Consider the following 26132-nt stretch of genomic DNA (forward strand, 5'->3'; position numbering starts at 1 on the left):
GAACCGCGGCGCCCCGGTTGGGGCGCCGCATCGCGCCTAGTTGCCCGCCGTCGGCACGGGGGCATCGGCGGGGATCAGCGCTTCCTCGCGCAGTTCCTCCCACACGGCTGCCGGCACGGTCGCCGCCATCAGCCGCGCGTTTTCGCGAACCTTGTCCGGCCGCTTGGCTCCCGGGATGATCGCCGCCACGACGGGATGGGCGGCGCAGAACTGGAGCGCGGCGGAGCGGATGTCGGCGCCATGCCGCTCGCAGATCGCCGCGATCCGGTCCCGCTTCGCGATCATGTCGGCCGGCGCTTCCTGATATTCGAAGTTCCGCCCGCCGGCGAGCAGGCCGCTGTTATAGGGGCCGCCCACCACCACATGCACGCCGCGCTCGGCACACAGCGGAAAGAGGCGATCGAGCGCCGGCTGGTTGAGCAGGCTGTAGCGGCCGGCGAGCAGGAAGACGTCGGGATCGGCCTGCTCGATTGCCCGCACGCAGGGCTCGGTGCGGTTCACCCCCAGGCCCCAGCCCTTGATCACACCCTGGTCGCGCAGTTCGGCAAGCGCCCGGAACGCGCCCGTCCGGGCGATCTCGAACTGCTCTTCCCACGCGTCTCCCAGGTGGTCGGCAGCAAGGTCGTGCACGAACGCGATGTCGATCTGTGCGAGGCCCAGCCGCTGGTAGCTGTCCTCGATCGATCGCATGACCCCGCCATAGGAGTAGTCGAGCTCGACCCGGAACGGCAGGCTCTCCTTGAACGGCGGGTTTTCGGGGTAGCTGGCGTCCGGCCGCAGCAGTCGCCCGACCTTGGTCGAAAGCACGAACTGCTCGCGGGGATAGCGGCGGAGGACGGTGCCGAACCGATGTTCGGAGAGCCCGCTGCCATAGTGGGGCGCGGTGTCGAAATAGCGGACACCGCTATCCCAGGCGGCGACCAGTGCTGCCTCGGCCGTCGCCTCGTCCACGACGTCGAACATGTTGCCGAGCGGGGCGCCGCCGAAGCCGAGCGGGCCGGGGGGAGCGAAATGGGGCATGCGGATCCTCGGAAAAAGCTGAAAGGGACACCGTCAAAGCGCGACGATCGGCAGGACGTTCCCGCAACGGTGCCGCCCCGCCGTCCGGATCCGCGCGACCAGATGCGGGTAGGCGTCGCGCTGATCTGGCGCGACGCCATGCCATTCTGCCGCCCTGCGCACCAGACGCAGCGGCAATCGGGTGGAGGACTCTGCCTTCCGAACGCCCGCGTGGCCTCCACCAGCCTGGCGTTCGGCCGGCTCAATCCAGCATTTCGATGTCCGGCAGATGCCAGCTGGCGTCGAAATACGGCGCCAAGGGTGCGTAGAGCCTGAAGTAGGTGAACCAGGCCCGGCCGGCTAAGGTCGGCAGCCAGTTGGCCTCCGGCGCATCGGTGGGCGGCTCCGGCCCGAACACCAGGTCGACCGAACCGTCCGGGTTGGTAACCAGCTCGCTCCGGGAGCCGATCTCCGCCTTGTCGTACGGGGTGTCGATGAAGCAGCGGGTCTCGATGTCGTAGACCGCGACCGACCACCATTGCGCCGCCGGCACATCGGCGGGGACGTGGAGCCGGTAGCGCCTGCCGCCGTCGAACCACTGGCCCTGCGCGTCACGATAGGCGGAAAGATAGGCTTGGCCCTGACCCGGCGTGTGGGTGGTCATCCCTTCCGACAAACCCACCGCTTCGTAGAACCAGGATGCGCGCTCATCGAGCTGGGAATAATGCTCGCTCTGCTGGCTCATGGCGACATTGACCGCCCGGTCCCAGTGCCCGCCATAGGCGGCCGTGTCGAAGCGCTTGTCGAAGGAGTTGGCGATCGCCATCAGCTGGCCAATCCGCGCGCCTTCCTCCAGCGCCCGTGCCTGCCCGGCATCGGAGCGGAACGGCTTCCCCTTTTCGATGCCCAGCGGCTTCAGCATCGCCATGAACAACCGATCCTCCTCCTTCACCGGCTCGATCTGGAGGATCTCGTTCAACCGTTCCCAATAGGCCATGCCGACCGGCTGGGTGCCGCTCCACGGCCGGCCATCGGGATGGACGATGCGGGTCTTGCGCGGGTGGCCGACCTCGCTTGCCGGATAGACCTGATAGGCGTGCAGGATGCGGTCGGCCTCCGCGGGATCGGTGGTGAGGATGCGGAAGGCGTGGAAGACGTTGAACGTGTCCGAGCGTACCTCGTAATCGGCGCCGGCCTCGGACGGGGCCTCCTGGCCTGGGCCCAGGATCACATAGCGGCCGCCCTTGCCCTTGTCGGGTCCGGTCAGGCCGCAATCGCTCATTGACCGCTCCCAGAAATCACCGACGCCCCCCGCGGTCTCTCCGGCAGGAAAGTCGATGATGAGCGGGCCGGTCCGCTGCGTATTGGCGAAGCCGATCACGTAAGGCGTCGTCGCAATGGCGGTGATCAGGCCCAGCTTGTCGCGCACCGACACATATTGGACGATGTCGCCGTCCTGCGCGCCGAACACGGTTTCGTGCTGGTTCTGCCACTGGGCGTAGGAGACGATCGGCAGCGCCCAGAGGTAGCACTGGCACGCACGCTGGAAATCGCGCTCCGCATAGAGCAAGTCGATCGTCGCCTGGTCCGGAAGTCCCTGCCGGTCGAGGGCGAGTGCTCCGATGCGGCTGTTTTGCGCGCTATAGTGCTCCCCCGTGACCGGGGAAGTCTGAAGAGCGGTGTTGGTCATGGCAGCTGATCCTTGACGAGGTCCGGGAGCACCCATTGCTTCTCGAAGAAGGGCTTTTCGGGTCCGTAGAGGCGGAACAGCACCTCGAAGTCGCGGCCAGGAACGGTGGGTATCCAGTTGGCCTCTTTGCCCGCGGGCACATGGGGGCTGAACCACAGGTCCACCGAACCGTCGGGCTCCGAGACGATGCCCGGGCTGGTGGAGGCCCGGCTGGCGCGCGCCACGTTCCGGATCAGCGCGTGCGTCTCGCGGTCATAGACGGTGGCGGACCAGTACAGCGTCACCGGCGCGTTGGCCGGCACACGCAGGCGATAGGTCTCCGATCCGTCCAATGCGTCGCCTGCGGCGTCCCGGATCGCCATGAGATAATATTGGCCTTCACCGAGGTGCTTGGCGCTGAAATACGCCAGCGAGTAGCTCACCGCCCGACCGTCGATGGGGTAGGCCTCGGTGGAAGCGAAGAAGTTCGGCATGCCTTCGACGACTTCCGGCACTGCGGGCAATGCCCAGCGTGTGCCGGGCGCAAACGGCGGATCGAACACCGCCTCGTACCGCATGTCGAGATAGGCATGCGCCTCCTGCGCGGCGGCGTCGAACGTCTCCTCCAGGGCTCGCCCCGGATCGAATGGTTCGCCCTTGCAGATCCCGAGCGTGCGTAGCGGATCGATCATCGCCTTGTCCCGCGTGAGCCAGGGCTCCTTCTCGACGATCCGGGCGAGCGAACGGAAGAAGTCGCGGTCGTAGGGGATGTGGAGTCGTAGAGGACTCCGGCCATGTCGAGATGGCGGGTCTCCGGCGGGCTGGCGGCCTGCGCCAGCGGATAGACGCGGATACGCTTGCCGTAGGCAACCGCCTGGGCGACGTCCGCCTCGCTGCCGCTCTTCACGTTCGAGCGCAGGATGGCGTAGCTCTGGAAGGTGTCCGAAGGCACTGCGATATAGCCGTCGGGCGCCGTGCCGACGTGACCGGGCGGGAGGATCAGATACTTGCCTCCAGCACCCTTGTCCGCACCGGCGAGGCCGACGTCCTCGAGTGCGTTCTGCCAGCAATCGTCGATGCTGCCGGTGATCGAGCCGCCTTCGGCCGCGGGGATCTCGACCACGACGGGCCCGTCCTTCGTATCGAAGAACGGATTGAAGTAGATGGTGTCCGGGTTTGGCGTCAGCGTCTGGTTCTGACCGTCGAGCAGGTGCGACCAGAACGGCACCTGGTTGGGGAGCCCGCCCGCCTTCAGGAACGCCTGGAGCATCAGGTCGAAATTGACGGCCGGCATGCCCCAGATGACCGCCTCGACCGCTCGTCGATACCTCGCCCGCTGGAGGAGTTCGTCCGCAGAAAACTCAGGGCTTCGCATAGACTGTCCTCGCGTTGACCGGAGGCAGCCTAGCCGATGCGCTGCAGGGGCTGATCGGGAAAGACCCGGACAATAGTCGGGGCCGTCACGGAGCAAGCCGGCGTCGCCCCGTTAACGGCCGTTCGGGGGCTCCACCCATTCGGAGCTTCGTGCGTCCGCGATGCTGCGCAGCCAGCGGCGTCGCCGCTCGCGTCGGTGGCGCAGCGTCTGGAAGAGCGCGGGTTCTCCTGATCGGTGCGCGCTGAGATGGCGTGGCCGCACGGAACTACCGGATCCGGGGAGACCCGCCTGCGGTGATGGGAGCGCCGTACCGGAAGCATCCCCGGCGTCTGCCGGTCAGCCTCGGCGCTGGCATCCTCGGCGATCCTGTCACCGATCTGGAGCTTTGTCGCCACCAGCAAAACTGGTGACCCCTACGGGACTCGAACCCGTGTTTCAGCCGTGAAAGGGCCGCGTCCTAACCACTAGACGAAGGGGCCGTTGCCGGTTGCGGCGAACTAGGGAAATGCTGCCGGGCGGTCAAGCGGGTGTTTGCGATTTTTGTTTCGGGTCCATCAATCGGCCCAGGCGGCGTCCTCGACGTGAAGCTCGGCGGCGGGGCGGCTGCCCCAGTCGTCGATCTTGGCCCGTCCGGCGAGCCATAGTCGGCGGTGGGGCGGCGCGCCGAGCAGCGCCATGCCGAGCGGCGTGTCCGCCTGCCGGAACGCCACGGCCTTCAGGCTCCGCCCGTCGTGTCCGGCGACCGTCAGCCGGACATGGCCGTTGCCGACCGTATCCGCGCGGATCACCCGCACCGGGCCGGCTGCCACCCGCGGCGCGGGCCAGCCGACACCGTAGGGACCACCCACCTCCAGGGCCTCCACCAGCATCGGGTTCACGCCGCCGGGGGCGAGCACCGCGTCGAACAGCAGCGCGCGTTCGCCGCGCGCGCGTTCCACGGCCTCGGCGAGGCTGTCGTGCAGAAAGTCGGCGAGCGCCGGAATCGTGTCCTCGGACACGGTGACGCCCGCCGCCATGGCATGGCCGCCGCCTGCGTGGAGGAGCCCGCTGTCTTTCGCCGAGAGAATCGCTGCGCCCAGGTCAACGCCCGCGATCGACCGGCCCGAGCCCTTGCCGACGCCATTCTCGTCCACGGCGATCACCAGGACAGGGCGCCCGAGCTTTTCCTTCAGGCGGCCTGCGACGATGCCGATCACGCCGGCGTGCCATCCCCGGCCGGCGACCACGGCAACACCGCGATCCTGCTGCTCGACGCAGCGCTCCTCAGCCTCGGCCTGCACCACCGCTTCGATGGCGCGGCGTTCTTCGTTCAGCCGGTCCAGTTCCTCGGCGATCGCGCGCGCTTCGTCCCGATCCCGGGTGGTCAGCAGCCGGACGCCCAGGTCCGATCGGCCGACGCGCCCGCCCGCGTTGATCCGCGGCCCGAGCGCGAAGCCCAGGTCCGAGCAGGTCGGCGCCCGCGTCAGCCTGGACGCCTCGATCAGCGCAGCGAGCCCCAGGTTGCGGCGCTGCGCCATGACCTTGAGGCCCTGGGCGACAAAGGCGCGGTTCAGCCCGCGCAACTGCGCGACGTCCGCGACGGTGCCCAGTGCGACGAGGTCCAGAAGCTCGATCAGCTTGGGCTCCGGGCGGCTGTTGAACCAGCCCCGCGTCCTGAGCGTGCGCAGCAGCGCTGCTCCCAGCAGGAAGGCTACGCCGACGGCTGCGAGGTGCCCATGCTCGGCACCCTCGCGCTCGTCCATGCGATTGGGATTCACCAGCGCATGCGCATAGGGGAGGGCGGCTGCGCACTTGTGATGGTCGACCACCACCACGTCCACCTTGGCCTCGCGCGCCGCGTCCAGCGCCTCGAACGCCTGGGCGCCGCAGTCCACCGTGACGATCAGGCTCGCGCCTTCTTCCTTCAGCCGCAGCAGCGCCGGACCCGAGGGGCCATAGCCCTCCGTCATCCGATCGGGGATATAGGGGCGGGGCTCGATGCCCAGCTGGCGGAGCAGCAGGATCAGCAGCGCCGCCGAAGTCGCTCCGTCGACGTCATAGTCCCCGAAGATCGCGACCTGCTCGCCTGCCTGTACGGCATCAGCCAGCCTGTCGGCGGCCTTGTCCATGTCACGGAAGATCGATGGGTTCGGCATGAAGCCGCGGATGCTGGGGCTGCGATGCGCTTCCAGCGCCTCGCGCGTGCAGCCGCGGGCGAGTAGCAGCTGGGTGATCAGGTCGTCGGGCGCGAAGCTCGCGTCGCACGGGTCTGCGGCCAAGCCGCGCCAGCGCCAGGGTTGCCCGAGGATCGAGCGGTGAATGTTCAGAACGGGACGCATGGGCGGCGCTTACGCCAACCGGAGGAGGATGGAAATCGCCGTCGTTTCCATCACTTGACCCAGGGACGCTCGCGAAACCACTTGGTGATGATGTATTTGGTGCCGCGTACCACCGCCATCCCCTCGTGCAGGGTCAGCTTGTTGGGGCTGCCGTCCGGGTTCATGTTGTTCCAGGCGACGAGCTGGCCGGCGTTGGGCTTGAAGCGGACGCCCGCCTGCGGGAACCAGGTGGCGCCGCCCTGCTCGACGGTGTTCAGGAACACCATCGCCGTCCAGGTCCGCTGCCCGCCCTGCTGCTCCATGTCGGCCCAATAGCGCTCGCCCTCGTGGAAATAGTCGTGGTGCGCTCGGAATTGCTGGCCGGGCGCATAGCGCTGCCCCTGCATCGTCTCCCCGAACTGCGGCTCGATGCCGAGCAGGTCTGCGATCCGCTCGTCCAGAGGCTGAATGTCCGGGGACCAGCGGTCGAGGTCGCAGCTGTCGCTGGTGCGGAAATTGGGGTCGTTGGACTCGGTGAGCAGCGTCGAGCGGCGGCTGCCCGCGTCGATGGTGCGCATCAGCATCGCGCATTCGTCGGGGCTCAGGAAATCCGGATGGACGAACATCTGGGCCGCCTCCGTCTTGGCGGGGCGGACGTTCGGATTGGCCTTGAGCCGCTCGGCGACGCGGGTCCCGAACTCTGCCCGAACCGGGGACGGGGAGCCATGCGGACGGGTCGATTGCACCTTCATGGCACCGTTCCTTCGAACAAGGTGCCGGCGAACGCAAGAGGGCCCGGCAGTCGCCTGCCGGACCCGCTCGCATCGAATCCGTTACCAGAACAGGTCGTAGACGGTGTCGATCACTTCGCCGGTCTCCAGATCCACCAGCAGCGCGTCGTTATAGTATCGGACCCAGCGGTAGGGGCCGTACGCGGGCGGCAGGCGATAGTAGAACGGGTCGTTGATCCAGTAGCTCGATCCGTAAAGCATCGAGCCGAGCGTCAGCCCCACCGAGAAGCGGCGGTACCCGTAATGGTAGCCGGACGGCGGGTAGTAGCGCGGAAGGCGATAGACGTTGCGGTTCGCCTGGCGATACCGGTCCCAGTCGTACCGGCGGTCGTCGCGCCAGCCGCGGCTCCACCCACGACGATCGTTCCAGTCCTGCCGGTCGCGGGCTTGATTGCGCCAGCCGTCGTTCCGATCGTATCCGCGGCCGGGCCGGCGGTCATTCCGGTCGAAGCGGTCGCTCGGGCGACGATCGTTGCGATCGAAGCGGTCGCTGGGACGACGATCGCGGCCATCCCAGTTGCCGCCGGGGCGACCGGGCTGAATGCCGGGACGATCGGGGCGGCCGTCGTTGCCACGAATATCCGGGCGACCGCCTGGGCGGGTTTCCGGACGATCGAAGCGGCCGTCCGGGCGCCGGTCACCACCCTGCCAGCGCTGCGGCCCATCGCCGCGCGGGCGCTCGAAGCCACCGCGGCGTTCCGGGCGCTGACCCAACTCCTCCCGCCGCTGTGGCCGTTCCCGCTGGAAGTCGCGCTGGGGCATCTGCGGACGCGCCTGCGGCGGTCGCTGGCTCTGATAATCGCGCTGGGGCATTTGCGGGCGGGGCTGTTGCGGCCGCTCGTTCTGGAAGTTGCGCTGGGGCTGCGGGCGCTCGCGCGGAGTGTCGCGCTCGATGCGCTGCGGAGCGGGGCGGCCGGCCTCGCGCGCTTCCCGCCGCGGGCGATCGCCCCGGTCCTGCGCCCATGCCGATGCAGGCACCAGCGCGGTGGCTGCCATCAACCCCATCAACAAGAACTTGGTCACTGCGGCTCTCCCAACCGGACCCGCCGGTTACGTTGGTCCGCAGATAGGCCTTGCGCGATGAGCCGCGGCTGAACTCGGGTGACAGCCGCCTGAAAGGATCAGCGCGGGCTGAGCGCCGGCACCGTACGTGCCGCTTCGTCCCGGTCCGTACCGGGCTTGGGCGCAGGCTCCAGCGTCTCGTCGCCTCGGGCAAGCCGCGCGGCCCGGCGAACGGCCTCCGTGAGGCGCGGCTGGATGCCGCAGCGACAGAGGTTCGTCAGCGCCTCGCCAATCGCCGCATCCGAAGGATCGCGGTTCGTCCGCAGCAACGCGGCCGTGGCCATGACCAGCCCGGGGATGCAATAGCCGCACTGACCCAGGTTGGAGGCAAGGAACGCGGCCTGCACCGGGTGGCTGCGGTCGCGCGACAGGCCCTCGATGGTGGTGACGAAGGTCCCCTCCAAGGCGCCGATCGCGACCTGGCAGGAACGCACCGCCTCTCCATCGACGTCCACCGTACAGGCCCCGCACTCGCCTACGCCGCACCCGTATTTGGTACCGGTGAGGTTGGACGCATCGCGCAGCGCCCACAGCAGGGGAGTCTGCGGGTCCAGTTGATATTCGACGGGCTGATTGTTCACGGTGAAGCGGGTCATGAGCCTGCAGCCTAGCCGAGCGGCGTGGTTCGCGAAACGGCCCGTTTGCGCCGCTGTAGCGGTTCTAGCTGCTGCTTCGGCTGAGCCGACGCGTCTAGAGGGCGAATGCTGCAACTCCGCGGGGTGCCGGCCGTTGATCGGGCTCCGCAGGAGGAGAGCGATCATGGCCAAGGACGATATCCGCATGCACGGCCACAACACGCCCGGCATGGACACCAAGCGCGGGCACGAGCGGTACGAGGATCCCGTGGCTCCCGGCGACGCGATCGGCAGCGGGCCAGAAGGCGCGCGGGAGGGCGATCAGCGCGAGGCCGATGTCGCTGGCAGCACTGCCGACCGGGAGCAGGACAGCGCGCTCGGCGGCCACACGGCCACCCGTTCCTCGGGCGAGTGACGTGACTGGGGTGGCGGGGATCGACCCGCCACCGCTTTCGGGTGCAGGCGATCGGACGGGGAGTACTCATGGCAGAAGCGCGGCCGTGGTGGGAAGCGGCCACCATCTACCAGATCTATCCCAGGTCCTTTCAGGACAGTGACGGCGACGGGATCGGCGATCTCAGAGGGATAACCGACCGGCTGGACTATCTCGTCGAGCTCGGCATCGACGCCGTCTGGATTTCGCCGATCTTCCCGTCGCCCATGGCGGACTTCGGCTATGACGTCGCCGATTACTGCGACATCGACCCGCGGTTCGGGACGCTGGCGGACTTCGACGCGCTGCTCGCTGCCGCACACGCCCGCGGGTTGCGGGTCCTGCTCGATTTCGTGCCCAACCATAGTTCGGACCGGCACCCCTGGTTCGTGGAGAGCCGCCAATCGCGGACCTCGTCGAAGCGGGACTGGTACATCTGGCGCAATCCGGCGCGCGGTGGTGGTCCGCCCAACAACTGGATCAGCGATTTCGGCGGCCCTGCCTGGCAATGGGACGAGGCGACCGGGCAGTATTACTCTCACGCCTTTCTAAAGGAGCAGCCGGACCTCAACTGGCGCAATCCGGAGTTGCGGGCCGCGATGCTCGACGTCCTGCGCTTCTGGTTCGCGCGCGGGGTCGACGGCTTCCGCATCGACGTGCTCTGGCACATGATCAAGCACGCCGACTTCCCCGACAACCCGATCAACCCGGACTATCTGCCCGGCTCGGGTGAGAAGAACCGGGTGCTGCAGCTTCACTCGACCGATCAGCCGGAAGTCCATGACATCGCAGCCGACATGCGCGCGGCCGCCGACGGGTTCGCCGCGACCGGGCGGGAGCGGGTGCTGATCGGCGAGATCTACCTGCCCGTCGAGCGGCTGGTGGCCTATTACGGGAATGCCCGCCCGGGCGTGCACCTTCCTTTCAACTTCCAATTGATCGAGGCGCGGTGGGACGCAGCCGAACTGGCGCAGCGGATCGCGGAATATGAAGCGGCCCTTCCACCCGGCGGCTGGCCGAACTGGGTGCTAGGCAACCATGATCGCTCCCGCATCGCCAGCCGGGTCGGGGAAGCGCAGGCGCGCGTGGCGGCCATGCTGCTGCTGACCCTGCGGGGAACCCCCACGCTCTATTATGGGGACGAACTCGCGCTTGCGGACGTGACGATCCCGCCCGGCCAGGCAGTCGACCCGCAGGAACTTCGCGAGCCCGGCCGCGGTCGTGATCCGGTGCGTACCCCCATGCCGTGGGACGAAAGTGCCAGAGCGGGCTTTACCACCGGAGACCCGTGGCTGCCGCTCAACCCGGACCACCCGATCCGCAACGTTGCGGTCCAGCGAGACGATCCCGCCTCGATGTGGACGCTGACGCGCGCGCTCCTGATGCTGCGCAAGAACACGCCGGCCCTCTCGGTCGGCAGCTGGCACCTCGTCGAGGGCGAGGGCAGGTTGCTCGCCTATGAGCGGCGTGACGGCGACACGCGGGTGTTGGTGGCGCTGAACCTTGGCGCTACTCCCGTGGAGATGAACGTGCCGCATTGGGCGGCAGGCTGTCGCTCGTTGCTGTCCACCCTGGCGGGTGCGACGGGACCGGTCGAGGGGCTGCTGCGCTTGAGGGGGAGTGAAGGAATGATCCTGGGAACTGCCGCCTGATGCGGATCGCGATGCTGGCGCCGATCGCATGGCGCACACCGCCGCGGCACTATGGTCCCTGGGAACTGGTCACCAGCCTGCTTACCGAGGCGCTGGTCGCGCGCGGCGTGGACGTGACGCTGTTCGCAACCCTCGACTCGATCACCTCCGGGACCCTCGCGGGCGTCGTGCCCGCACCCTATTCGGAAGATCCCGCGGTCGACGCGAAGGTGTGGGAGTTCCGCCACCTCGCCCATGTGTTCGAGCGCGCGGGCGAGTTCGACCTGATCCACAATCAGGCGGACTTTCCGGCACATGCCTTCTCCGGCCTGGTGTCGACGCCCATGGTCACCACGATCCACGGCTTCTCCTCCGACCGGATCTTGCCGATGTACGCGCCCTACCAGGATCGGGTGCACTACGTGGCGATCAGTGACGCGGATCGACATCCGGCGCTGCGCTATGCGGCCACCATCCACCACGGCATCCCGGTCGACGACTTTCCTTTCGATGCGGCGGGCAGCGACGATCTGCTGTTCTTCGGCCGCATGCACCCCGACAAGGGCCCGCGCGAGGCGATCGAAGTGGCTCGGGTCACCGGCCGGCGACTGCACATGGCCGGGATCGTCCAGGACGAGCGCTACTGGCGCGAGGAGGTCGAGCCGGGGATCGACGGCGTCCGCATCCTCCATCACGGTGCGGTCGGCGGCGCGAAGCGGACTGCGATGCTGGGACAGGCACGGGCGCTGCTCCACCTGATCGGCTTCGACGAGCCGTTCGGCCTTTCCGTGGTCGAGGCGATGGCCTGCGGCACGCCGGTAATCGCCTACCGGCGCGGCTCCATGCCGGAACTGATTGAGGACGGGGTTACCGGCTTCCTGGTGGACGACCTGGACGGGGCAATCGACGCGGTGGCGCGGATTGACCAGATCGATCGCGCGGCATGCCGCGCGAGAGTGGCGGCGCACTTCTCCGTCGAGCGCATGGCCGAGCGGTACGAGGCGCTCTATCGCCGGATCCTGGGCTAGCCGGCGCCTCAACCAGAAAAACTTTGTCACAAACGCGAATCTGCTCTTGTGACGTTGTATCATTGCCCGCTAGGGGAGACCGTCCGCTTGTGGGAGGGTCTCGATGTCGTTTGCTCGTCTTCTTCTTGGTAGTGCTGCGCTCGCCTGTGCGCTTCCGGCCTATGCGCGCCCGGATACTGCGCCGGCAGAGACTGACGGCACCCCGGTGGATGCAGCGGCGCAGGCAGGGCAGGGCAGCACTACCGATGCGAACCACCAGGAGATCGGCGCCAACATCGTCGTCACGGCGTCGCTGGACCGCCCGAAGGCGGATCTGCTCGGCGGCACCACGGTGCTTTCGGGAGACGCGCTGACCCGCTCGCTGCGTCCCACCCTGGGCGACACCCTGGCGCGGCAGCCCGGCGTGAGTTCCAGCAGCTTCGGGCCCGGCGCCTCGCGACCGATCCTGCGCGGCCTGCAGGGGGATCGCGCACGCGTGCTGACCGAGGGGATCGGCAGCTTCGACGTGTCGACCACCAGCGTCGACCACGCCGTCGCGATCAACCCGCTGATTGCCGACCGTATCGAGGTGCTGCGCGGTCCCGCGGCGCTGCTGTTCGGTCCGTCGGCGATCGGCGGCGTGGTCAACGTGATCGACAGCCGCATCCCGCGCACGCTTCCGGAGGAGCCGGTCCATCTCGACGGCATCGTCGGCTATGGATCGGCCGCGGATGAGCGTACCGCCTCGGGCAGCGTCGACGTGCCGGTTGGCGGCAAGGTCGTCCTCCACGCCGACGGCAGCTACACCAAGTCGGACGACCTGGAGACCGGCGGTCACATTCTGGCAGGGCCGCAGCGTCGCGCGGCGGCGGCGAGCAGTGATCCCGACATCGCCGATCTCGCAAACCTGAGCGGCACGCTTCCCAACAGCTCGGCCGAGACGTGGCAGGTGGCCGGCGGCGCGGCCGTCGTCGCCGATGGCGGCAACCTCGGCTTCTCCGTGTCGCACTACGACACCAACTATGGCGTACCCATCCGCTATGCGATTGAGCCCGGCGAGGAAGCGGAGGCGGTTCGGATCGCCATGCGTCAGACTCGCCTCGACATGCGCGGTGAGGTGGAGACGGGTGGCTTCATCGACCGGCTGCGCTTCCGCGGTGCGATCGCCGATTATCGCCACCAGGAACTGGAGGACACCGGCGAAGTTGGGACGACCTTCTACAGCCAGGGGCTGGAAGCGCGCGTGGAGGCGCAGCAGGCGGTTCGCGGCGGCTGGCGCGGGACGACCGGGGCGCAGATGCTGATCCGCACGCTCAACGTCATCGGCGAGGAGAAATTCCTGCCGCGCAACGAGACGCAGCAATATAGTGTCTTCACCCTCCAGAGTGCCGATTTCGGCGCGGTGCGTGGCGAACTGTCCGGCCGCTACGAGCGCACCGAAGCGGTGGCGCAGCCCGACGCGGATCTCGGCAACGGCCGGCTCGAGCGCAGCTTCAATGCCTTCTCGGCTGCCGGGGGCGCGAGCGTGGGGCTGGGCAACAGCGGCGTGCGCTTCGGCGTGTCGCTGTCGCACAGTGAGCGGGCACCGACCGCGGAGGAACTCTTCGCCAACGGCCCACATGCCGGCACCCAGGCGTTCGAGATCGGCGACGTGAACCTGGGCGTGGAGCGCAGCAACGGCGTCGAGGCGACGCTGAAGGGCGGCGGCGACGGCTTCGACTTCAGCCTCGCGGCCTACCATAACTGGTACGACGGCTTCATCTACGAGCAGCCGACCGGCGAGCTCGAGGACGGGCTGCCGGTGTACCAGTACAACCAGGTTGATGCGCGCTTCTATGGCCTTGAGGCGGAGGCCTCGGCCCGGCTGGCGCAGATCGGCAGCACCGCCGTGGTGGTGGATGGCGTCGCGGACTATACCCACGCCACGATCAAGAACGGCGGACCGGTGCCGCGCATCCCGCCGCTCCGCCTGCTCGGCGGCATCGAGGCGCAGGGTGTGCTCGCCCAGGGCCGCCTGGAGGTCGAGCATGTCACCAAGCAGGATCGGGTCGCCGCCAACGAGACCGAGACGGGCGCCTATACGCTCGTGAATGCCTCGCTCACGCTGAAGCCCTGGGGACGCGACAACCCCACCAGTCTGCTTCTGTCCGCCAACAACCTGTTCGATGTGGTCGCGCGCCGGCACGCGAGCTACCTGAAGGACTATGCCCCGCTCGCGGGGCGCGATCTGCGCATCACCGCCCGCTTCGCGCTGTAAGGGGCCGGGGCGGGGCCACCCGCTTCGGGTCACCCGCGCACGAAACAGAAACGGGGCCGCTTCCAATCCGGAAGCGGCCCCGTCTCGTTTCGGCCCTCTCGGGCTGCGTTTACTTCAGCTCGGGCTCGAGCAGGCGGTGCAGCGGCACCACCACATACTTCATCTCGGCATCGTCCACCGTCCGCTGCGCGGCGGCGCGCCACGCCTTTTCGGCGCTCTCATAGTCGGGGAACAGCCCGACCAGATCGACTTCCTTCAGATCGACGAAGTCGAGCGTCTGGGGGTCGCTGACGCGGCCACCGAAAACGAGATGCATCTTGCTCATGTCAGCTCCTGATGTGTGCTGCACTGCCGCATAGCGGCTCGAGCCGAGCACTCAAGGGCGCAGAGGCGATCAGACCGCGCTGCTACCGGTAGCAGCCGTTTTTCCGCCGTCCTTCGCCGCCTCGACGACGTTGCCGAACGCCTTCTTCAGCGACTCCTTGGCGGCGTCCTTGTCGGGAATCGCACTGGTCAGCTGTTCCTTGCCGGCCTCGCGAGCGGCGGTGGCGGCAGCGGCAGCGGTCTCGGACAGACGCTTGCCGAGCGGGCCGAGCACCTTCTGCTCGCTTTCCGACTTGGGCAGGAGCGCGCCGAGGATGGCGCCGAGCGCAACGCCGCCCGCCAGCACCGCGAGCGGGTTTGCCTCGATGCCCTCGCTCGCACGCGCCGCTGCCGTCGCCGCGCTCTCGCGCGTGCTCTCATAGGCATGGCTCGCGCTTTCGCGCAGGTGGGCGAGGGTGCCTGCATCGCCCTGGGTGTCCGCGGACGTGTTGGTCGAAGCAGTGGTGTTGTTGCCGTTCGTGGTCATTCCACTTGTCCTTGCTAGGGGCCGATCACGGCCCAGTGATGGTGTCAGGATCCTGCGGTGGGCGGCGCTGGCGGCTCCGGGCTGGCGACGGTAGCCGGTACCTTGGCGCGGGCCCGCTTCTGCTTGCAGCGCCGCCGAAGGCTGCGGATCAGCTTCGGCGTGATGAACAGGGCGAGCAGCCCGGCTGCACCCGCCGCCACGGCGCGGGGCTCGCGCTGCACGACGGCGACGCCTTGCTCCACCGCGGCCGATGCCCGTTCCTTGACCCGGCCGGCCATGTCCTCCGCAACGGTTCCCGGGTTCAGCCGGGTCTTGATCGCGTCGACGGTGCCCAGCATCCGGGACTTGGCCTGCTGCGCGTTGGCGCGCGCCGCTGCGATGCCCTGGGGTTCGGTCACAGCCCGTCTCCCGAAAAGGCGCGGCCCAGCCGCGTCGCCGCCATCTTGCCGAGGATGCCGGCGATCGCGAGCGCGACGAGCACGACCACGGCCGTCGCGCCGCCGTTGCCCAATGGCTCGCGCAGCACCAGGATCAGCCCGACGAGCAGGGCGCCGATCGCTGCAAAGGTGAGCACCAGTGCCCCGACGCCGAAGGCAATCCCCAGGATCGCGTCGTTCTTGCGGGAGGCGGCGACCGCCTTCCACACGGCCAGCTCGGCCTGGACCCACGTCCGGCCGTCAGAGACCAGTCGCTGGATCAGTTCGCCGATACTGGCGTCGCTCCTGCTATCGCGCATCGCGTCCACTCGCTCGGGATCAGGCTGTCGGGGTCGTGTCGGTGGCGTCCGTGGTGCCGTCCACGCCCGCCTTGACGACCCGCGCCAGCACGAAGCCCAGAGCCGCTGCGGTGCCGATCGCGACCGCCGGGCTCTTGCGCACGAAGCCGCGCACGTCCTCGATCAGCTCGTCGACGTCCTTGTCGCGCAGCGAGTCGGAGAAGCCCGACAGCGCCTGTGCCGCGGAGCGGGCATACTGGCCGTACTGTTCGCCCAGCTTGTCGTCGACCGTGCCGGCGGCATCTTCCATCATCTTCGAAAATTCATCGAGTGCGCCGGTCGCGCGCAGCTTGCCTTCATCGGCAAGGCCGCGCGCCTTGTCCGTCGCCTGGCGACCCAGCTTGTTCGCCTCGTCCTTCAGCGTCTGTGCCGTACCCTTGGCCTTGTCCGCCGTCGTGCCGGTGGTGCTGCCGCCCGTGTCGGTCGTGCCTGCGGTCTCGAAGACGGACTCGTCGCTGCCAGTCGGCTTGAAGCTGACGTCCGCGCCACCGGCGGTGCTGGAAGAGGGGGTGAACTCGACGTTGGTGTCGCTAGGGCCCGTGCTCGAAAGCGGGTCGGTCCGGTTGGTGTCGCTCATCGTGCGTTTCCCTTCGTGGTTCGCCTGGAGAACCAAAGCCGGCGACAGCGGTTCCCGATCCGGCACGAATTGCCCCGCGGGGGCCGAGCGGATAGGGCTGCGCACGATCGCCGGCAGCGTCCGGCCGAGAAGGTAGGGAGATCGTTACGTGACCGCAATCATCGACATCCACGCACGCCAGATCCTGGACAGCCGTGGGAACCCCACCGTCGAGGTCGACGTGATGCTGGAAGACGGCAGCACCGGCCGCGCAGCCGTGCCCTCGGGCGCCTCCACCGGCGCGCACGAAGCCGTCGAGAAGCGCGACGGCGACAAGAGCCGCTGGATGGGCAAGGGCGTGCAGGCCGCGGTCGACGCGGTGAACGCCGATATCGCCGAAGCGGTGCTGGGCCTCGACGCCGAGGATCAGGCAGACGTCGACCGGGCGATGATCGAGCTCGACGGCACTCCCAACAAGGGCCGCCTGGGCGCGAACGCGATCCTGGGCGTGAGCCTTGCGGTGGCGAAGGCCGCGGCGGATGCGCGCGGCCTGCCGCTCTATCGCTATGTCGGCGGCGTCTCGGCGCACCTCCTGCCGGTGCCGATGATGAACATCATCAACGGCGGCGAGCATGCCGACAATCCGATCGACTTCCAGGAATTCATGGTGATGCCGGTCGGCGCGCCCAGCCTGGCCGAGGCCGTGCGCTGCGGGTCGGAGATCTTCCACACGCTGAAGAAGGGCCTGCACGACAAGGGCCTGGCGACCTCGGTCGGTGACGAGGGCGGCTTTGCGCCGAACCTCTCGTCCACCACCGACGCGCTCGACTTCATCATGACCAGCATCGAGAAGGCCGGCTACACGCCCGGCGACGACGTGATGCTGGCGCTCGACTGCGCCGCGACCGAGTTCTTCAAGAACGGCAAGTACGAGATGGTCGGCGAGGGCAAGTCGCTGACCCCGGTCGAGATGGCCGATTACCTGGCGGATCTCGCCGCCCGCTACCCGATCTTCTCGATAGAGGACGGCATGGGCGAGGACGATTTCGAGGGCTGGAAGGCGCTGACGGACAAGATCGGCGGCAAGGTCCAGCTGGTCGGCGACGACCTGTTCGTCACCAACCCAGAGCGCCTGGCGATGGGCATCGGCAAGGGCCTTGCCAACTCGCTGCTGGTGAAGGTCAACCAGATCGGCACGCTGACCGAGACGCTGGAGGCGGTGAGCCTGGCCCAGCGTTCGTCCTACACCGCCGTCATGTCGCACCGTTCGGGCGAGACCGAGGACGCGACGATCGCGGATCTCGCGGTCGCCACCAACTGCGGCCAGATCAAGACCGGCAGCCTCGCGCGTTCGGACCGGCTCGCGAAGTACAACCAGCTGATCCGCATCGAGGAAGAGCTGGGCGACGCCGCCCGTTACGCCGGCCGCTCGATCCTGCGCGGCTGAGGGGAAGTGGGGGGCGCGCGGGCAACGCGCTCCCCCGCCATCCTAAGCTGGAGAGCGTCGGGTGGCGAAGAGGGGCGGTAGCACTGGTAGCCGTCGCGTAACGGGCTAACATCGGCTGATGGCATGCTCTAGCTACGCGCTACTCCCGTCGGTCCTCTTCATGGTGGGCTGTCCCGCGGGCAAGCCGAGTGAAAAGGTCGTGGAGCAGATAGAAGGACAGCTGGCCGCCGATCCTTGTCTCAAGAACATCGCCAGCATGCGACGAACATACGCGTATGCGAGACGGGGCTGGAAGATCGATCCCAACAGGATCGACGTCAGCATCGAGCGCGCCGGCTTCGATGGACTGCCTGCGGGGAGGATCATCACCAGTCCTCCCGGCCAAGTTGGTATCGATGAGCGGGAGCGCTTTAGCGCCGCCGCGACCTATGTCGTCAGCGCAGATGCCCTGGATATCTGGGCTTGCGGGGGGAGCCGGAGCGGGCTGCGCCATCTCCCACGCTTCTGACCTCTTCTTCTCTTTACACCAACGCCCAAAAGAGCCGCCCGCTCGATCCTGGCCCCCTGCTACGCCAGGGTGACGGGGGAAAAGGACGGGGGAGAAGTCGCGAAGATCAAGGCGCCAGCCTAGCTGACGCGAGAAAGCGCAGGATCTCCTCGCGTGCTACGTGCTCTGCCTCTGTAGCGGGAACCGTTTCGCTGTGATCGAACGCCAAGTAGAACTTCCAGAACATCTTGGGCTCATCAATAGGGCCGGCGTCATCCAGTTGTAGATCGGTAAGGACGCCAAACAGGGTATTAGCGGTGACGTCGCAGAACTCCCACGTCAGGATTCCTGCGGCATAATCGCGTGACAGCTCGATGCCTAGTCGGTCAAAGGTTTGCGTGAGGTTGAGGCCGCCAACCACGGACCACCGAACCACATCTTCTTTCCCGACGCTGCGTGATCGACCGGTCTCAGAAGCGTCTCCGCGATAAAGGTTGCGTATGTCGCGAAAGGCTTCGTCATACATTCCGCGGGCCCTCCCTTGCGCACCTGATGTTGGCGGGCTGGTTTTCCGCGCCCGTGGGTTCTGCACGACTTGCCTGCGCGACCCCTTTCCACCACCCCTCATGTCAGAACAACCGCCCACCATCCGGCACCTTCCGATCCGGCGCGAACAGCACCACCGCGCCGTTCTCGTCCGGGAAGCCGAGCGTCAGCACTTCGGACAGGAACTTGCCGATCTGGCGGGGTGGGAAGTTCACCACCGCCGCCACCTGCCGCCCGACGAGCGCCTCGGGCGTGTAATGCTCCGTGATCTGCGCGCTCGACCGGCGAACCCCGATCGTCGGGCCGAAGTCGATCCGCAGCTTGATCGCCGGTTTGCGTGCCTCGGGGAACTCTTCAGCGGCGACGATCGTTCCGACGCGGACGTCGACCACGAGAAATGCATCGAAGTCGATCGGTTCGGCAGCGGGGCTGGCGGGGTCGTGGCGTAGATGCATCAGCTTCGAATCTCTTGATGTTTTCGACTCGGGCGACCTTGCGCACGCCCTCGGCTTGCGCAAATATCGGGGCATGCCGCGCTCCTCGCCGCTTCACCCGATACTCCGCCGTGCAGGGTTTCCCGCGTTCGCGATCCTGTTCATGGGGTTCTTCGGCTATTATGCGGTGCTCGGGCCCAATGGCATTCTCGCCTACCGCGATTATTCCCGCAAGCTGGCCCAGCGTCAGGCCTATTACGCTTGCCTGGACAAGGCGCGGGCGGAGCTGCGCAACCGCGTCGCGCTGCTCGATCCCCGCCATGCCGATCCCGACATGGTCGACGAACTGGTCCGCAAGCAGCTGAACGTGGCGCACCCGGACGAGTTCATCATGCCGCTCGGCAGCGGTACCGGCAATGCGGATCGCTGCGCAGGGACGGTCGACGGCTAGGCCGAGTTGCGCTAGCAGGGCTCCAGCGCGGTCGCCCAGCCGCTCCGGCCGGGTGATTGCAGTTGGGAGAGAAACCGGCCTATAGGCTCGGCTCCTTTCCCCTTTCCCAGGCATGAGGGTACCTACATCGTGGCAAAGGCACCGGCGCAGAGCGCCAAGAGCGAACCTGCCGTTCCGAACCGTGAGCGTCCCAACGAACCGACGCGCTACGAGGCCTCGAAGGAGGAACTGCTCGACTTCTACAAGCAGATGCTGCTGATCCGCCGCTTCGAAGAGAAGGCGGGCCAGCTCTACGGCCTCGGCTTCATCGGCGGCTTCTGCCATCTCTACATCGGCCAGGAGGCGGTTGCCGTCGGCCTCCAGTCGGCGCTGGATGGCGAGAAGGACTCGGTCATCACCGGCTATCGCGACCACGGCCACATGCTGGCCTATGGCATCGATCCCAAGATCATCATGGCCGAGCTGACCGGCCGTGCCGCCGGCATCAGCCGCGGCAAGGGCGGCTCGATGCACATGTTCTCGACCGAGAAGAAGTTCTACGGCGGCCATGGCATCGTCGGCGCGCAGGTGTCGCTCGGCACCGGCCTGGCGTTCGGGCACAAGTACAACGAGGACGGCGGCGTCGCGATGGCCTATTTCGGCGACGGCGCGGCCAACCAGGGCCAGGTGTACGAGAGCTTCAACATGGCCGAGCTGTGGAAGCTCCCGATCATCTACGTGATCGAGAACAACCAGTACGCCATGGGCACCAGCGTCAACCGCTCGTCGGCGGAAGACCAGCTCTACAAGCGCGGTGAGAGCTTCCGCATTCCGGGCATCCAGGTCGACGGCATGGACGTGCTCGCCTGCCGCGGTGCAGCCGAAGAGGCGCTGGCATGGGTGCGTGCGGGCAAGGGCCCGATCATCCTCGAGATGAAGACCTATCGCTATCGCGGCCACTCGATGTCGGATCCGGCCAAGTACCGCTCGCGCGAGGAAGTGCAGGCGATGCGCGACAATTCCGATCCGATTGAGGCCGCCAAGCGCGAGCTGGAGAAGCTGGGCGTGGGCGAGGCCGACCTCAAGACGATCGAGCAGGAAATCCGCAAGGTGGTGAACGAGGCCGCCGACTTCGCCGAGAGCACGCCGGAGCCCGATCCGGCCGAGCTCTATACGGACGTGCTGGTGGAGAACTACTGAGATGGCGATCGAACTGAAGATGCCGGCGCTGTCGCCCACGATGGAAGAGGGCACGCTGGCGAAGTGGCTGGTCAAGGAAGGTGACGTCGTCAAGTCCGGCGACATCATGGCCGAGATCGAGACCGACAAGGCGACCATGGAGTTCGAGGCCGTCGACGAAGGCACGATCGCCAAGATCCTGGTCACCGAGGGCACGGACAATGTGAAGGTCGGCACCGTGATCGCGCTGATCGCGGGTGAAGGCGAGGACGTGGCCGAAGCCGCCAACGCGTCGCAGACCTCCACCGGTGCAGCCGCCGGCTCCAAGCCGGCCGAGGGTGAGGGCGGGGTGCAGACCCCGTCCGACCAGCGCACCGAAGCCGTTTCGGACGCGCCCAAGGAGCAGGAGACGGGCACCACCCAGCTCGTCCATGCCGTCGAGAACACCTCGACCGACCCCGAAGTGCCGGAAGGCACCGAGATGGTGAAGGTGACCGTCCGTGAAGCGCTGCGCGACGCGATGGCCGAGGAAATGCGCGCCGACGGCCGCGTGTTCGTGATGGGCGAGGAAGTCGCCGAGTACCAGGGCGCCTACAAGGTGACCCAGGGTCTGCTCGAGGAATTCGGTCCCAAGCGCGTCATCGACACGCCGATCACCGAATACGGCTTTGCCGGCGTCGGCACCGGTGCGGCGATGGGCGGCTTGAAGCCGATCGTCGAGTTCATGACGTTCAACTTCGCCATGCAGGCGATCGATCACATCATCAACTCGGCCGCAAAGACCAATTACATGTCCGGCGGCCAGATGCGCTGCCCGATCGTGTTCCGCGGCCCCAACGGTGCTGCCAGCCGCGTCGGCGCGCAGCACTCGCAGAACTATGGCCCGTGGTACGCGAGCGTCCCCGGCCTGGTCGTGATCGCGCCCTATGACGCCGCTGACGCCAAGGGCCTGCTGAAGGCCGCGATCCGTTCGGAAGATCCGGTCGTGTTCCTCGAGAACGAGCTGATGTACGGCCGCACCTTCGAGGTGCCCAAGCTTGACGACTATGTCCTGCCGATCGGCAAGGCGCGCATCATGCGCCAGGGCAAGGACGTGACGATCGTGTCCTACTCGATCGGCGTGGGCGTCGCGCTGGAAGCAGCCGAGAAGCTGGCGGGCGAGGGCATCGAGGCGGAGGTCATCGACCTGCGCACGCTGCGTCCGCTCGACACCAAGACGGTGCTCGCAAGCCTGAAGAAGACCAACCGTCTGGTCGTGGTCGAGGAAGGCTGGCCCGTCTGCTCGATCGCGAGCGAAATCGCGGCCGTCGTGATGGAGCAGGGCTTCGACGACCTCGACGCGCCGGTGCTGCGCGTGACCAACGAGGACGTGCCGCTTCCCTATGCGGCAAACCTCGAGAAGCTGGCGCTCGTGACCGCCGACCGCGTGGTCGAGACGGTGAAGAAGGTCACCTACAAGGGTTGAGGATGAAAGGGGCGGCGGGCTGAAGAAGCTTCGCCGCCCCTCACGTCGCCGAGTAGACGGTGCAGACGCTTGGCGTCGCGCCGCTAGCGCTCTGGATATCTTCGGTCCGCCGTTCGCGGACGGAGAACGCCGTCTCGGAGCGAAGCACCATCGGGCCGAACAGCGTCTCCGAGACGATCGGCTTATAGCGGTAGGTCACTTCGGCCAGGATCAGGTTGGTGGTGCTGCTGGCGGCAATCGAACGCGTGCTGCTCCCGATGAACTTCAGGCTGCCCGTAGTCTTGCCGGTTCCCTCCCTGCCGTAGCGCGGTTGGGATGCCGGGGTGTTCAGTGCCCCGGTGCATCGTTGCCAGCGGATCCATTGGCCTGCTTGGCTGCCGCTGAGCCCGTTGGGGGACACGCTGGAGACGACGACGCGCCCGCGCGCGCCGAAGTCGATCCCGCCGCCAAGCAGGTTGGCGCCGAGCAGCAGCTCGTTGACATCGCGTTCATCGATATCGTCGCGGACGCGCGCCGCATTGTCGGCGATTGTGCTGGCGATCTGGTTCACCCGCATCTTGGCGATGGCGAGGTTCGCGGTTTCCACCCCATAGAGGGTGACCGTCAGCAGCAAGGGCAGCGACAGCGCAAACTCCAGGAGCGCCACGCCGCGGACGTCGGCCACGACACCGGCGGGAGTGTGCCGCGGTTTCCGGGATGGCGTCAGTCGCATCGGATGGTTGCCGCAGCGCGTGAGGTGAAGGGCTGGTTGCGCAGGGCGATCGTCGCCGAAACCGATCGCCTGCCCATCCAGCTGGCGAAGCGGGAGATCGGCGTCAGGTTCGGATAGTTGGCGGTAACCTTATAGTAGGTGATGTCGTCTGCGGTTCCCAAGCCCGCGGAGCCCAAGGACGTGTCATACTGGCCATTGTTATTGGCGTCTTCGTAGCAGTCACCCTTATTGTACACCGTCTTCGGATCCGTATCCTGAGTGATCTTTTCTGCGGACCCGACATTGGAGAAGTTGTAATAGCTTCGGGTCTCGACCGAGATGTATTGTCGATCCACGACTTGCCCGACCTCGTCCTTGATCATCTTCTCCACGTCGGCGGACGTCCGGCCGCCAACCGTCGCCAGGCGAGCGGCCTTGGTCATCGCACCTTGCACCATCGCGTTGATATAGCCCTGATACCCGAATTCGAGCGCGGCCATCAGGACGAGCAGAAGGATCGGGGTCACCAGCGCGAACTCCACGATCGTCGCACCGCGTCGATCCGAAGCCAACGCCAGACGAGAGCGGGTCGCGCTCACTGGCTAAGCCTCAGCGATCCGATTTTCGAACCGATCTCCTGGAATTTCGCGATCAGGTCTGCAGAGGTGCTGATGCCGGCCGCTTGGCTGGGCGAACTCGCGCAGTTCTGCATTTCCGAAGTGAGGGTGGTGGAGAAGGCGATCACCCACACGTCGATGTTCTGCCCCTTTGCCGCGTTGCACGCCATACGAAAGCGCTGAAGATGGCGGTTTACCTGGTTGGTGCCCGTCACTGCCGCCGAGCCGAGAACCCGCTTATCCAGGTTCTCGATGCCATAGCTGGAATATTCGTCGAGTGTCGGCGAGAGATCACCGTCCGTCATGAATATGAGGTACTTCCGCACGGAAAAACCGCGGATCTTCGAGGGATTGTCCGCAGTGAACTGATCGTTGGTCTCCGCAGGCCCCGCGAAAATGCCTTCCGACGCGATGAACCGAGCACCCCAGATCATGCCGATGTCGTGATAGGTCGATCCTAGCGGCTTCAAGTTGGCCAGATAGTTCGTGAACCCTTGCTTGTTATTGTAATATTCGGTGAGGCGGCTTGCCTCGCTCGCACAATAGTCACTTCTGGTTCGCTGCGCCGTCGCGTCTCTGCCGAATTCCACTTCCGGCCACCAAGGTCCCCAACGGCTGTCATCCGAGTTCGGAATGCGTGTGACGTCGAGATCCCAAGCATCCGCCGGCGCGGTGGTACCGCTTCCACCGTTGATCGTGCCGTTGTTCGTCTTGCGCTCTTCAATGCAGCCGGCCCAGCGTGCCGTGCTGCCGTTCGTCTGCGTCGGAACGGGAACCGTAGCGCCGGTAACATATCTGGAGACGTCGACCCAATATTGGCCGTAGGACCAGGCCCCTCCCGTCACCTCCTGGTACGTGCAGTATCCGAGAGACAAGAAAAAGCGGCTCCACGTCCCGCCCAGGGCGGCACAGTCCGACTCCGACCTGAACGAAGTTGTTGTTCGGGTGGTGGGCACCCATACCCGTGTCTGGTACGGGTATGTTGGACCGCGGATATAGTCTGGGTTCTTAGCGTACAAAATCCTTCCGACGTTGACCGTTCCGTTATACGGCACAAATCCATAGCGCAGCCGCAGGCTGTTCGCATGCAGTTGGTTCTGCGCGCCCGCCAGGGTATCGTATAGGGATGTTGCGGCCGAGCGTAGAGCGGCCATCTTGGACCCCGGTTGCTCGACTTCGTTGCACGCGCCGGCTTGGCCCGGCGGGCAGTTCATGGAACCGGACATGTCGAGCACCAGCATGATGTCGGTCGAGACGAAGTCCTGCGTCGCTGAGCAACTCGCCGAGAGCGCCATCGTCTTGAAGCCGAGAATGCCCATGATGGCCGTCGGGATCGTCGTACTGGCCGTCATCCGCACCGTGCCCAGCTTCGGAACGGTCACCACAGGCGTGAAGGCTGCCGCGTCGTACGTTCCCTGCGGGAAGTTGAAATTGAAGTACGCCTTGGCTTCGTTGTTCACTGCGTCCGTCAGTTGGGAGCCGCTGAGCAGCCGCCGGGCAGCGAGCACTCCGGCATCGCATGCTTGTTGCAACTGGTCCTGCGCCATATAGCCGCGAGCCATGTCGACCCCCGACCCGATCATCGCCATCAAGGGAATCAGGGCGGCGGCGACCAGCATCAGCGTGTTGCCGCGAACGTCCCGGGCGAGCGCGCTCAGGAACGGCCGCGCACCTGCACGCCGCTTGGGCAATCGCTTCTTCATTTCAGTGCCTTGGGACCATGACGTTCGACGGTCTCCTATGGTTCGCAGAGGGATAAGCTTGGTTGAACCATCATGGTTGATTTGACGTTTACCCGTTTGCCGGAGGCCGTTGCGTGACCGGCAACAATCCCGAACATGCTGTTCTTCTTGCCTACGCGCCGGCGAGGGGACGGCCAGCGCTTGCGGCTGCGCTCGCCTTGGACGCAGCGCTTGCAGAGGTGCTGCGCTCTACAAGCGAGCCTGTGCTGGGGCAGATCCGCCTGCGCTGGTGGGACGATGCCTTGCGCGCGCTAGATGACGGCCCTGCGCCTGCTGTCCCCGTCCTGACGGACCTTGCCCGGGCGTTCGCCGGCACCGGGGTTCGCCCGTCGATGCTCAGTGGGATGACAGACGGGTGGAGCATGTTGCTGGAGGAGGAAGCGTTCGACGCGGAAGCGCTGGATCGGCAGGGGCGGCTGCGCGGCGGGACCCTGTTCGAGGCGTGCGGGCAGATGTTCGGAGCGCAGCCAGGTGACCCGTTGATCGAAGCCGGTACAGGCTGGGCTCTCGCAGACCTGGCCAGACACGTCCGTGAGCCGGCGCTGGCGACCATGGCGGCGGCGCGTGCGCGGGTGCTGCTGGACCAGGCGTTGGACATGCGATGGAGCAGCGCCGCCCGCAGTCTTGGGGCGGCAGCCCATTTTGCCCGAATGGACCTGGATGTTCCGCTCGATGCTCCATTGCCCACCGGCTCGCCGCGCCGTCTCGCGCGGGTGCTGTGGCATCGGTTAACCGGGCGTTAGGGCTATCCACCGCCTGCAGCTTGCGATAGCCTGCGCTCCGGCACAGCGGGGCGGGGGCAGGCATGTGGCGGTAC

General features: G+C 66.9%; 28 protein-coding genes and 1 tRNA gene. 10 read left to right on the plus strand and 19 right to left on the minus strand.

Going from position 1 to position 26132, the window contains the following annotated elements; genetic code table 11:
• Nucleotides 1-36: 36 nt before the first annotated feature.
• The 9 genes from VPH46_RS12345 to VPH46_RS12385 all read right to left on the minus strand — a co-directional run bounded on the left by VPH46_RS12345 (nt 37) and on the right by VPH46_RS12385 (nt 8789).
• The gene (locus VPH46_RS12345) at nt 37-1020 is read right to left on the minus strand and encodes an aldo/keto reductase (RefSeq protein WP_416611619.1); all 984 of its coding nucleotides are present in this window, start codon (nt 1018-1020) and stop codon (nt 37-39) included.
• Between the two features lie 241 nt (nt 1021-1261).
• Nucleotides 1262-2689 carry a DUF1254 domain-containing protein gene (locus VPH46_RS12350; protein WP_416611621.1) on the minus strand — a complete coding sequence of 476 codons (1428 nt, stop codon included), beginning with the start codon at nt 2687-2689 and terminating at the stop codon, nt 1262-1264.
• A complete protein-coding gene (locus tag VPH46_RS12355) occupies nt 2686-3360 on the minus strand; it encodes a DUF1214 domain-containing protein (RefSeq protein ID WP_416611623.1) in 675 nt (224 codons plus the stop codon). The genes VPH46_RS12350 and VPH46_RS12355 overlap by 4 nt, the downstream gene beginning before the upstream one ends.
• Nucleotides 3357-3962, minus strand: coding sequence for a DUF1254 domain-containing protein (locus tag VPH46_RS12360; protein WP_416611625.1), 606 nt, complete (start codon nt 3960-3962; stop codon nt 3357-3359). The genes VPH46_RS12355 and VPH46_RS12360 overlap by 4 nt, the downstream gene beginning before the upstream one ends.
• Nucleotides 3963-4447: 485 nt before the next feature.
• A tRNA-Glu gene (locus tag VPH46_RS12365) sits at nt 4448-4522 on the minus strand.
• Nucleotides 4523-4597: 75 nt separating this feature from the next.
• Nucleotides 4598-6361, minus strand: a complete 1764-nt coding sequence (gene recJ, locus VPH46_RS12370; RefSeq protein WP_416611627.1) for a single-stranded-DNA-specific exonuclease RecJ — start codon at nt 6359-6361, stop codon at nt 4598-4600.
• A gap of 50 nt (nt 6362-6411) precedes the next feature.
• On the minus strand, nt 6412-7092 hold the full coding sequence (locus VPH46_RS12375; protein WP_239435915.1) for a prolyl hydroxylase family protein: 681 nt from the start codon (nt 7090-7092) through the stop codon (nt 6412-6414).
• 81 nt (nt 7093-7173) lie between these two features.
• On the minus strand, nt 7174-8154 hold the full coding sequence (locus tag VPH46_RS12380; RefSeq protein ID WP_416611629.1) for an RcnB family protein: 981 nt from the start codon (nt 8152-8154) through the stop codon (nt 7174-7176).
• A gap of 98 nt (nt 8155-8252) precedes the next feature.
• Nucleotides 8253-8789, minus strand: coding sequence for a (2Fe-2S)-binding protein (locus VPH46_RS12385; protein WP_416611631.1), 537 nt, complete (start codon nt 8787-8789; stop codon nt 8253-8255).
• A gap of 163 nt (nt 8790-8952) precedes the next feature.
• Between VPH46_RS12385 and VPH46_RS12390 the strand changes: the two genes are divergently transcribed.
• From VPH46_RS12390 to VPH46_RS12405, 4 genes are all read left to right on the plus strand, one after another.
• Nucleotides 8953-9183 (plus strand): hypothetical protein, encoded by a 231-nt coding sequence (locus VPH46_RS12390; protein WP_125961889.1) that lies wholly within the window; start codon nt 8953-8955, stop codon nt 9181-9183.
• 68 nt (nt 9184-9251) lie between these two features.
• Nucleotides 9252-10853 (plus strand): alpha-amylase family glycosyl hydrolase, encoded by a 1602-nt coding sequence (locus tag VPH46_RS12395; RefSeq protein WP_416611634.1) that lies wholly within the window; start codon nt 9252-9254, stop codon nt 10851-10853.
• Nucleotides 10853-11860 (plus strand): glycosyltransferase family 4 protein, encoded by a 1008-nt coding sequence (locus VPH46_RS12400; RefSeq protein WP_416611636.1) that lies wholly within the window; start codon nt 10853-10855, stop codon nt 11858-11860. The genes VPH46_RS12395 and VPH46_RS12400 overlap by 1 nt, the downstream gene beginning before the upstream one ends.
• Nucleotides 11861-11963: 103 nt before the next feature.
• Nucleotides 11964-14096, plus strand: a complete 2133-nt coding sequence (locus VPH46_RS12405) for a TonB-dependent receptor domain-containing protein (RefSeq protein ID WP_416611638.1) — start codon at nt 11964-11966, stop codon at nt 14094-14096.
• Nucleotides 14097-14205: 109 nt separating this feature from the next.
• Here VPH46_RS12405 and VPH46_RS12410 read toward each other — a convergent pair whose 3' ends face one another.
• The 5 genes from VPH46_RS12410 to VPH46_RS12430 form a co-directional block, all read right to left on the minus strand.
• The gene (locus VPH46_RS12410) at nt 14206-14421 is read right to left on the minus strand and encodes a DUF4170 domain-containing protein (RefSeq protein ID WP_125961882.1); all 216 of its coding nucleotides are present in this window, start codon (nt 14419-14421) and stop codon (nt 14206-14208) included.
• 69 nt (nt 14422-14490) lie between these two features.
• Nucleotides 14491-14946 carry a hypothetical protein gene (locus VPH46_RS12415; RefSeq protein ID WP_416611641.1) on the minus strand — a complete coding sequence of 152 codons (456 nt, stop codon included), beginning with the start codon at nt 14944-14946 and terminating at the stop codon, nt 14491-14493.
• A 44-nt stretch (nt 14947-14990) separates the two neighbouring features.
• Nucleotides 14991-15344, minus strand: a complete 354-nt coding sequence (locus VPH46_RS12420) for a DUF3618 domain-containing protein (protein WP_416611643.1) — start codon at nt 15342-15344, stop codon at nt 14991-14993.
• The gene (locus tag VPH46_RS12425; RefSeq protein ID WP_132883541.1) at nt 15341-15682 is read right to left on the minus strand and encodes a phage holin family protein; all 342 of its coding nucleotides are present in this window, start codon (nt 15680-15682) and stop codon (nt 15341-15343) included. Before VPH46_RS12425 ends, VPH46_RS12420 begins: the two co-directional genes overlap by 4 nt.
• A 19-nt stretch (nt 15683-15701) precedes the next feature.
• A complete protein-coding gene (locus VPH46_RS12430; RefSeq protein ID WP_416611645.1) occupies nt 15702-16298 on the minus strand; it encodes a hypothetical protein in 597 nt (198 codons plus the stop codon).
• Between the two features lie 148 nt (nt 16299-16446).
• On the opposite strand from VPH46_RS12430, the gene eno reads away from it, so the two are divergent.
• Both eno and VPH46_RS12440 read left to right on the plus strand, forming a co-directional pair.
• Complete coding sequence (eno, locus tag VPH46_RS12435) at nt 16447-17724, plus strand: phosphopyruvate hydratase (RefSeq protein ID WP_416611647.1); 1278 nt, start codon at nt 16447-16449, stop codon at nt 17722-17724.
• Nucleotides 17725-17884: 160 nt separating this feature from the next.
• Complete coding sequence (locus VPH46_RS12440; RefSeq protein ID WP_416611649.1) at nt 17885-18232, plus strand: hypothetical protein; 348 nt, start codon at nt 17885-17887, stop codon at nt 18230-18232.
• Nucleotides 18233-18338: 106 nt separating this feature from the next.
• On the opposite strand, the gene VPH46_RS12445 is transcribed toward VPH46_RS12440, so the two are convergent.
• Both VPH46_RS12445 and VPH46_RS12450 read right to left on the minus strand, forming a co-directional pair.
• A complete protein-coding gene (locus VPH46_RS12445; protein ID WP_416611651.1) occupies nt 18339-18737 on the minus strand; it encodes a hypothetical protein in 399 nt (132 codons plus the stop codon).
• Nucleotides 18738-18840: 103 nt separating this feature from the next.
• A complete protein-coding gene (locus VPH46_RS12450; protein ID WP_416611653.1) occupies nt 18841-19212 on the minus strand; it encodes a tRNA-binding protein in 372 nt (123 codons plus the stop codon).
• Between the two features lie 73 nt (nt 19213-19285).
• Between VPH46_RS12450 and VPH46_RS12455 the strand changes: the two genes are divergently transcribed.
• From VPH46_RS12455 to VPH46_RS12465, 3 genes are all read left to right on the plus strand, one after another.
• Nucleotides 19286-19642, plus strand: a complete 357-nt coding sequence (locus tag VPH46_RS12455; RefSeq protein WP_239435901.1) for an FtsB family cell division protein — start codon at nt 19286-19288, stop codon at nt 19640-19642.
• A 129-nt stretch (nt 19643-19771) separates the two neighbouring features.
• Nucleotides 19772-20821 (plus strand): pyruvate dehydrogenase (acetyl-transferring) E1 component subunit alpha, encoded by a 1050-nt coding sequence (gene pdhA, locus VPH46_RS12460; RefSeq protein WP_132883536.1) that lies wholly within the window; start codon nt 19772-19774, stop codon nt 20819-20821.
• Between the two features lies 1 nt (nt 20822).
• A complete protein-coding gene (locus VPH46_RS12465) occupies nt 20823-22265 on the plus strand; it encodes a pyruvate dehydrogenase complex E1 component subunit beta (RefSeq protein ID WP_416611656.1) in 1443 nt (480 codons plus the stop codon).
• Between the two features lie 40 nt (nt 22266-22305).
• Here VPH46_RS12465 and VPH46_RS12470 read toward each other — a convergent pair whose 3' ends face one another.
• The 3 genes from VPH46_RS12470 to VPH46_RS12480 are packed head-to-tail and all read right to left on the minus strand — an operon-like array spanning nt 22306 to nt 25276.
• Nucleotides 22306-22929 (minus strand): TadE/TadG family type IV pilus assembly protein, encoded by a 624-nt coding sequence (locus VPH46_RS12470; protein ID WP_416611658.1) that lies wholly within the window; start codon nt 22927-22929, stop codon nt 22306-22308.
• Nucleotides 22930-22967: 38 nt separating this feature from the next.
• Entirely contained in the window at nt 22968-23555 is a 588-nt protein-coding gene (locus VPH46_RS12475; protein WP_416611660.1) for a TadE/TadG family type IV pilus assembly protein, read from the minus strand.
• Nucleotides 23552-25276, minus strand: coding sequence for a TadE/TadG family type IV pilus assembly protein (locus tag VPH46_RS12480; protein WP_125961867.1), 1725 nt, complete (start codon nt 25274-25276; stop codon nt 23552-23554). Before VPH46_RS12480 ends, VPH46_RS12475 begins: the two co-directional genes overlap by 4 nt.
• Before the next feature lie 113 nt (nt 25277-25389).
• On the opposite strand from VPH46_RS12480, the gene VPH46_RS12485 reads away from it, so the two are divergent.
• Complete coding sequence (locus tag VPH46_RS12485; protein WP_416611663.1) at nt 25390-26058, plus strand: squalene/phytoene synthase family protein; 669 nt, start codon at nt 25390-25392, stop codon at nt 26056-26058.
• The last annotated feature ends 74 nt before the right edge of the window (nt 26059-26132 follow it).

Origin of the sequence: Sphingomonas sp. MJ1 (PH-R8) (assembly GCF_048058635.1) — a bacterium.
Lineage (GTDB): Bacteria > Pseudomonadota > Alphaproteobacteria > Sphingomonadales > Sphingomonadaceae > Sphingomonas.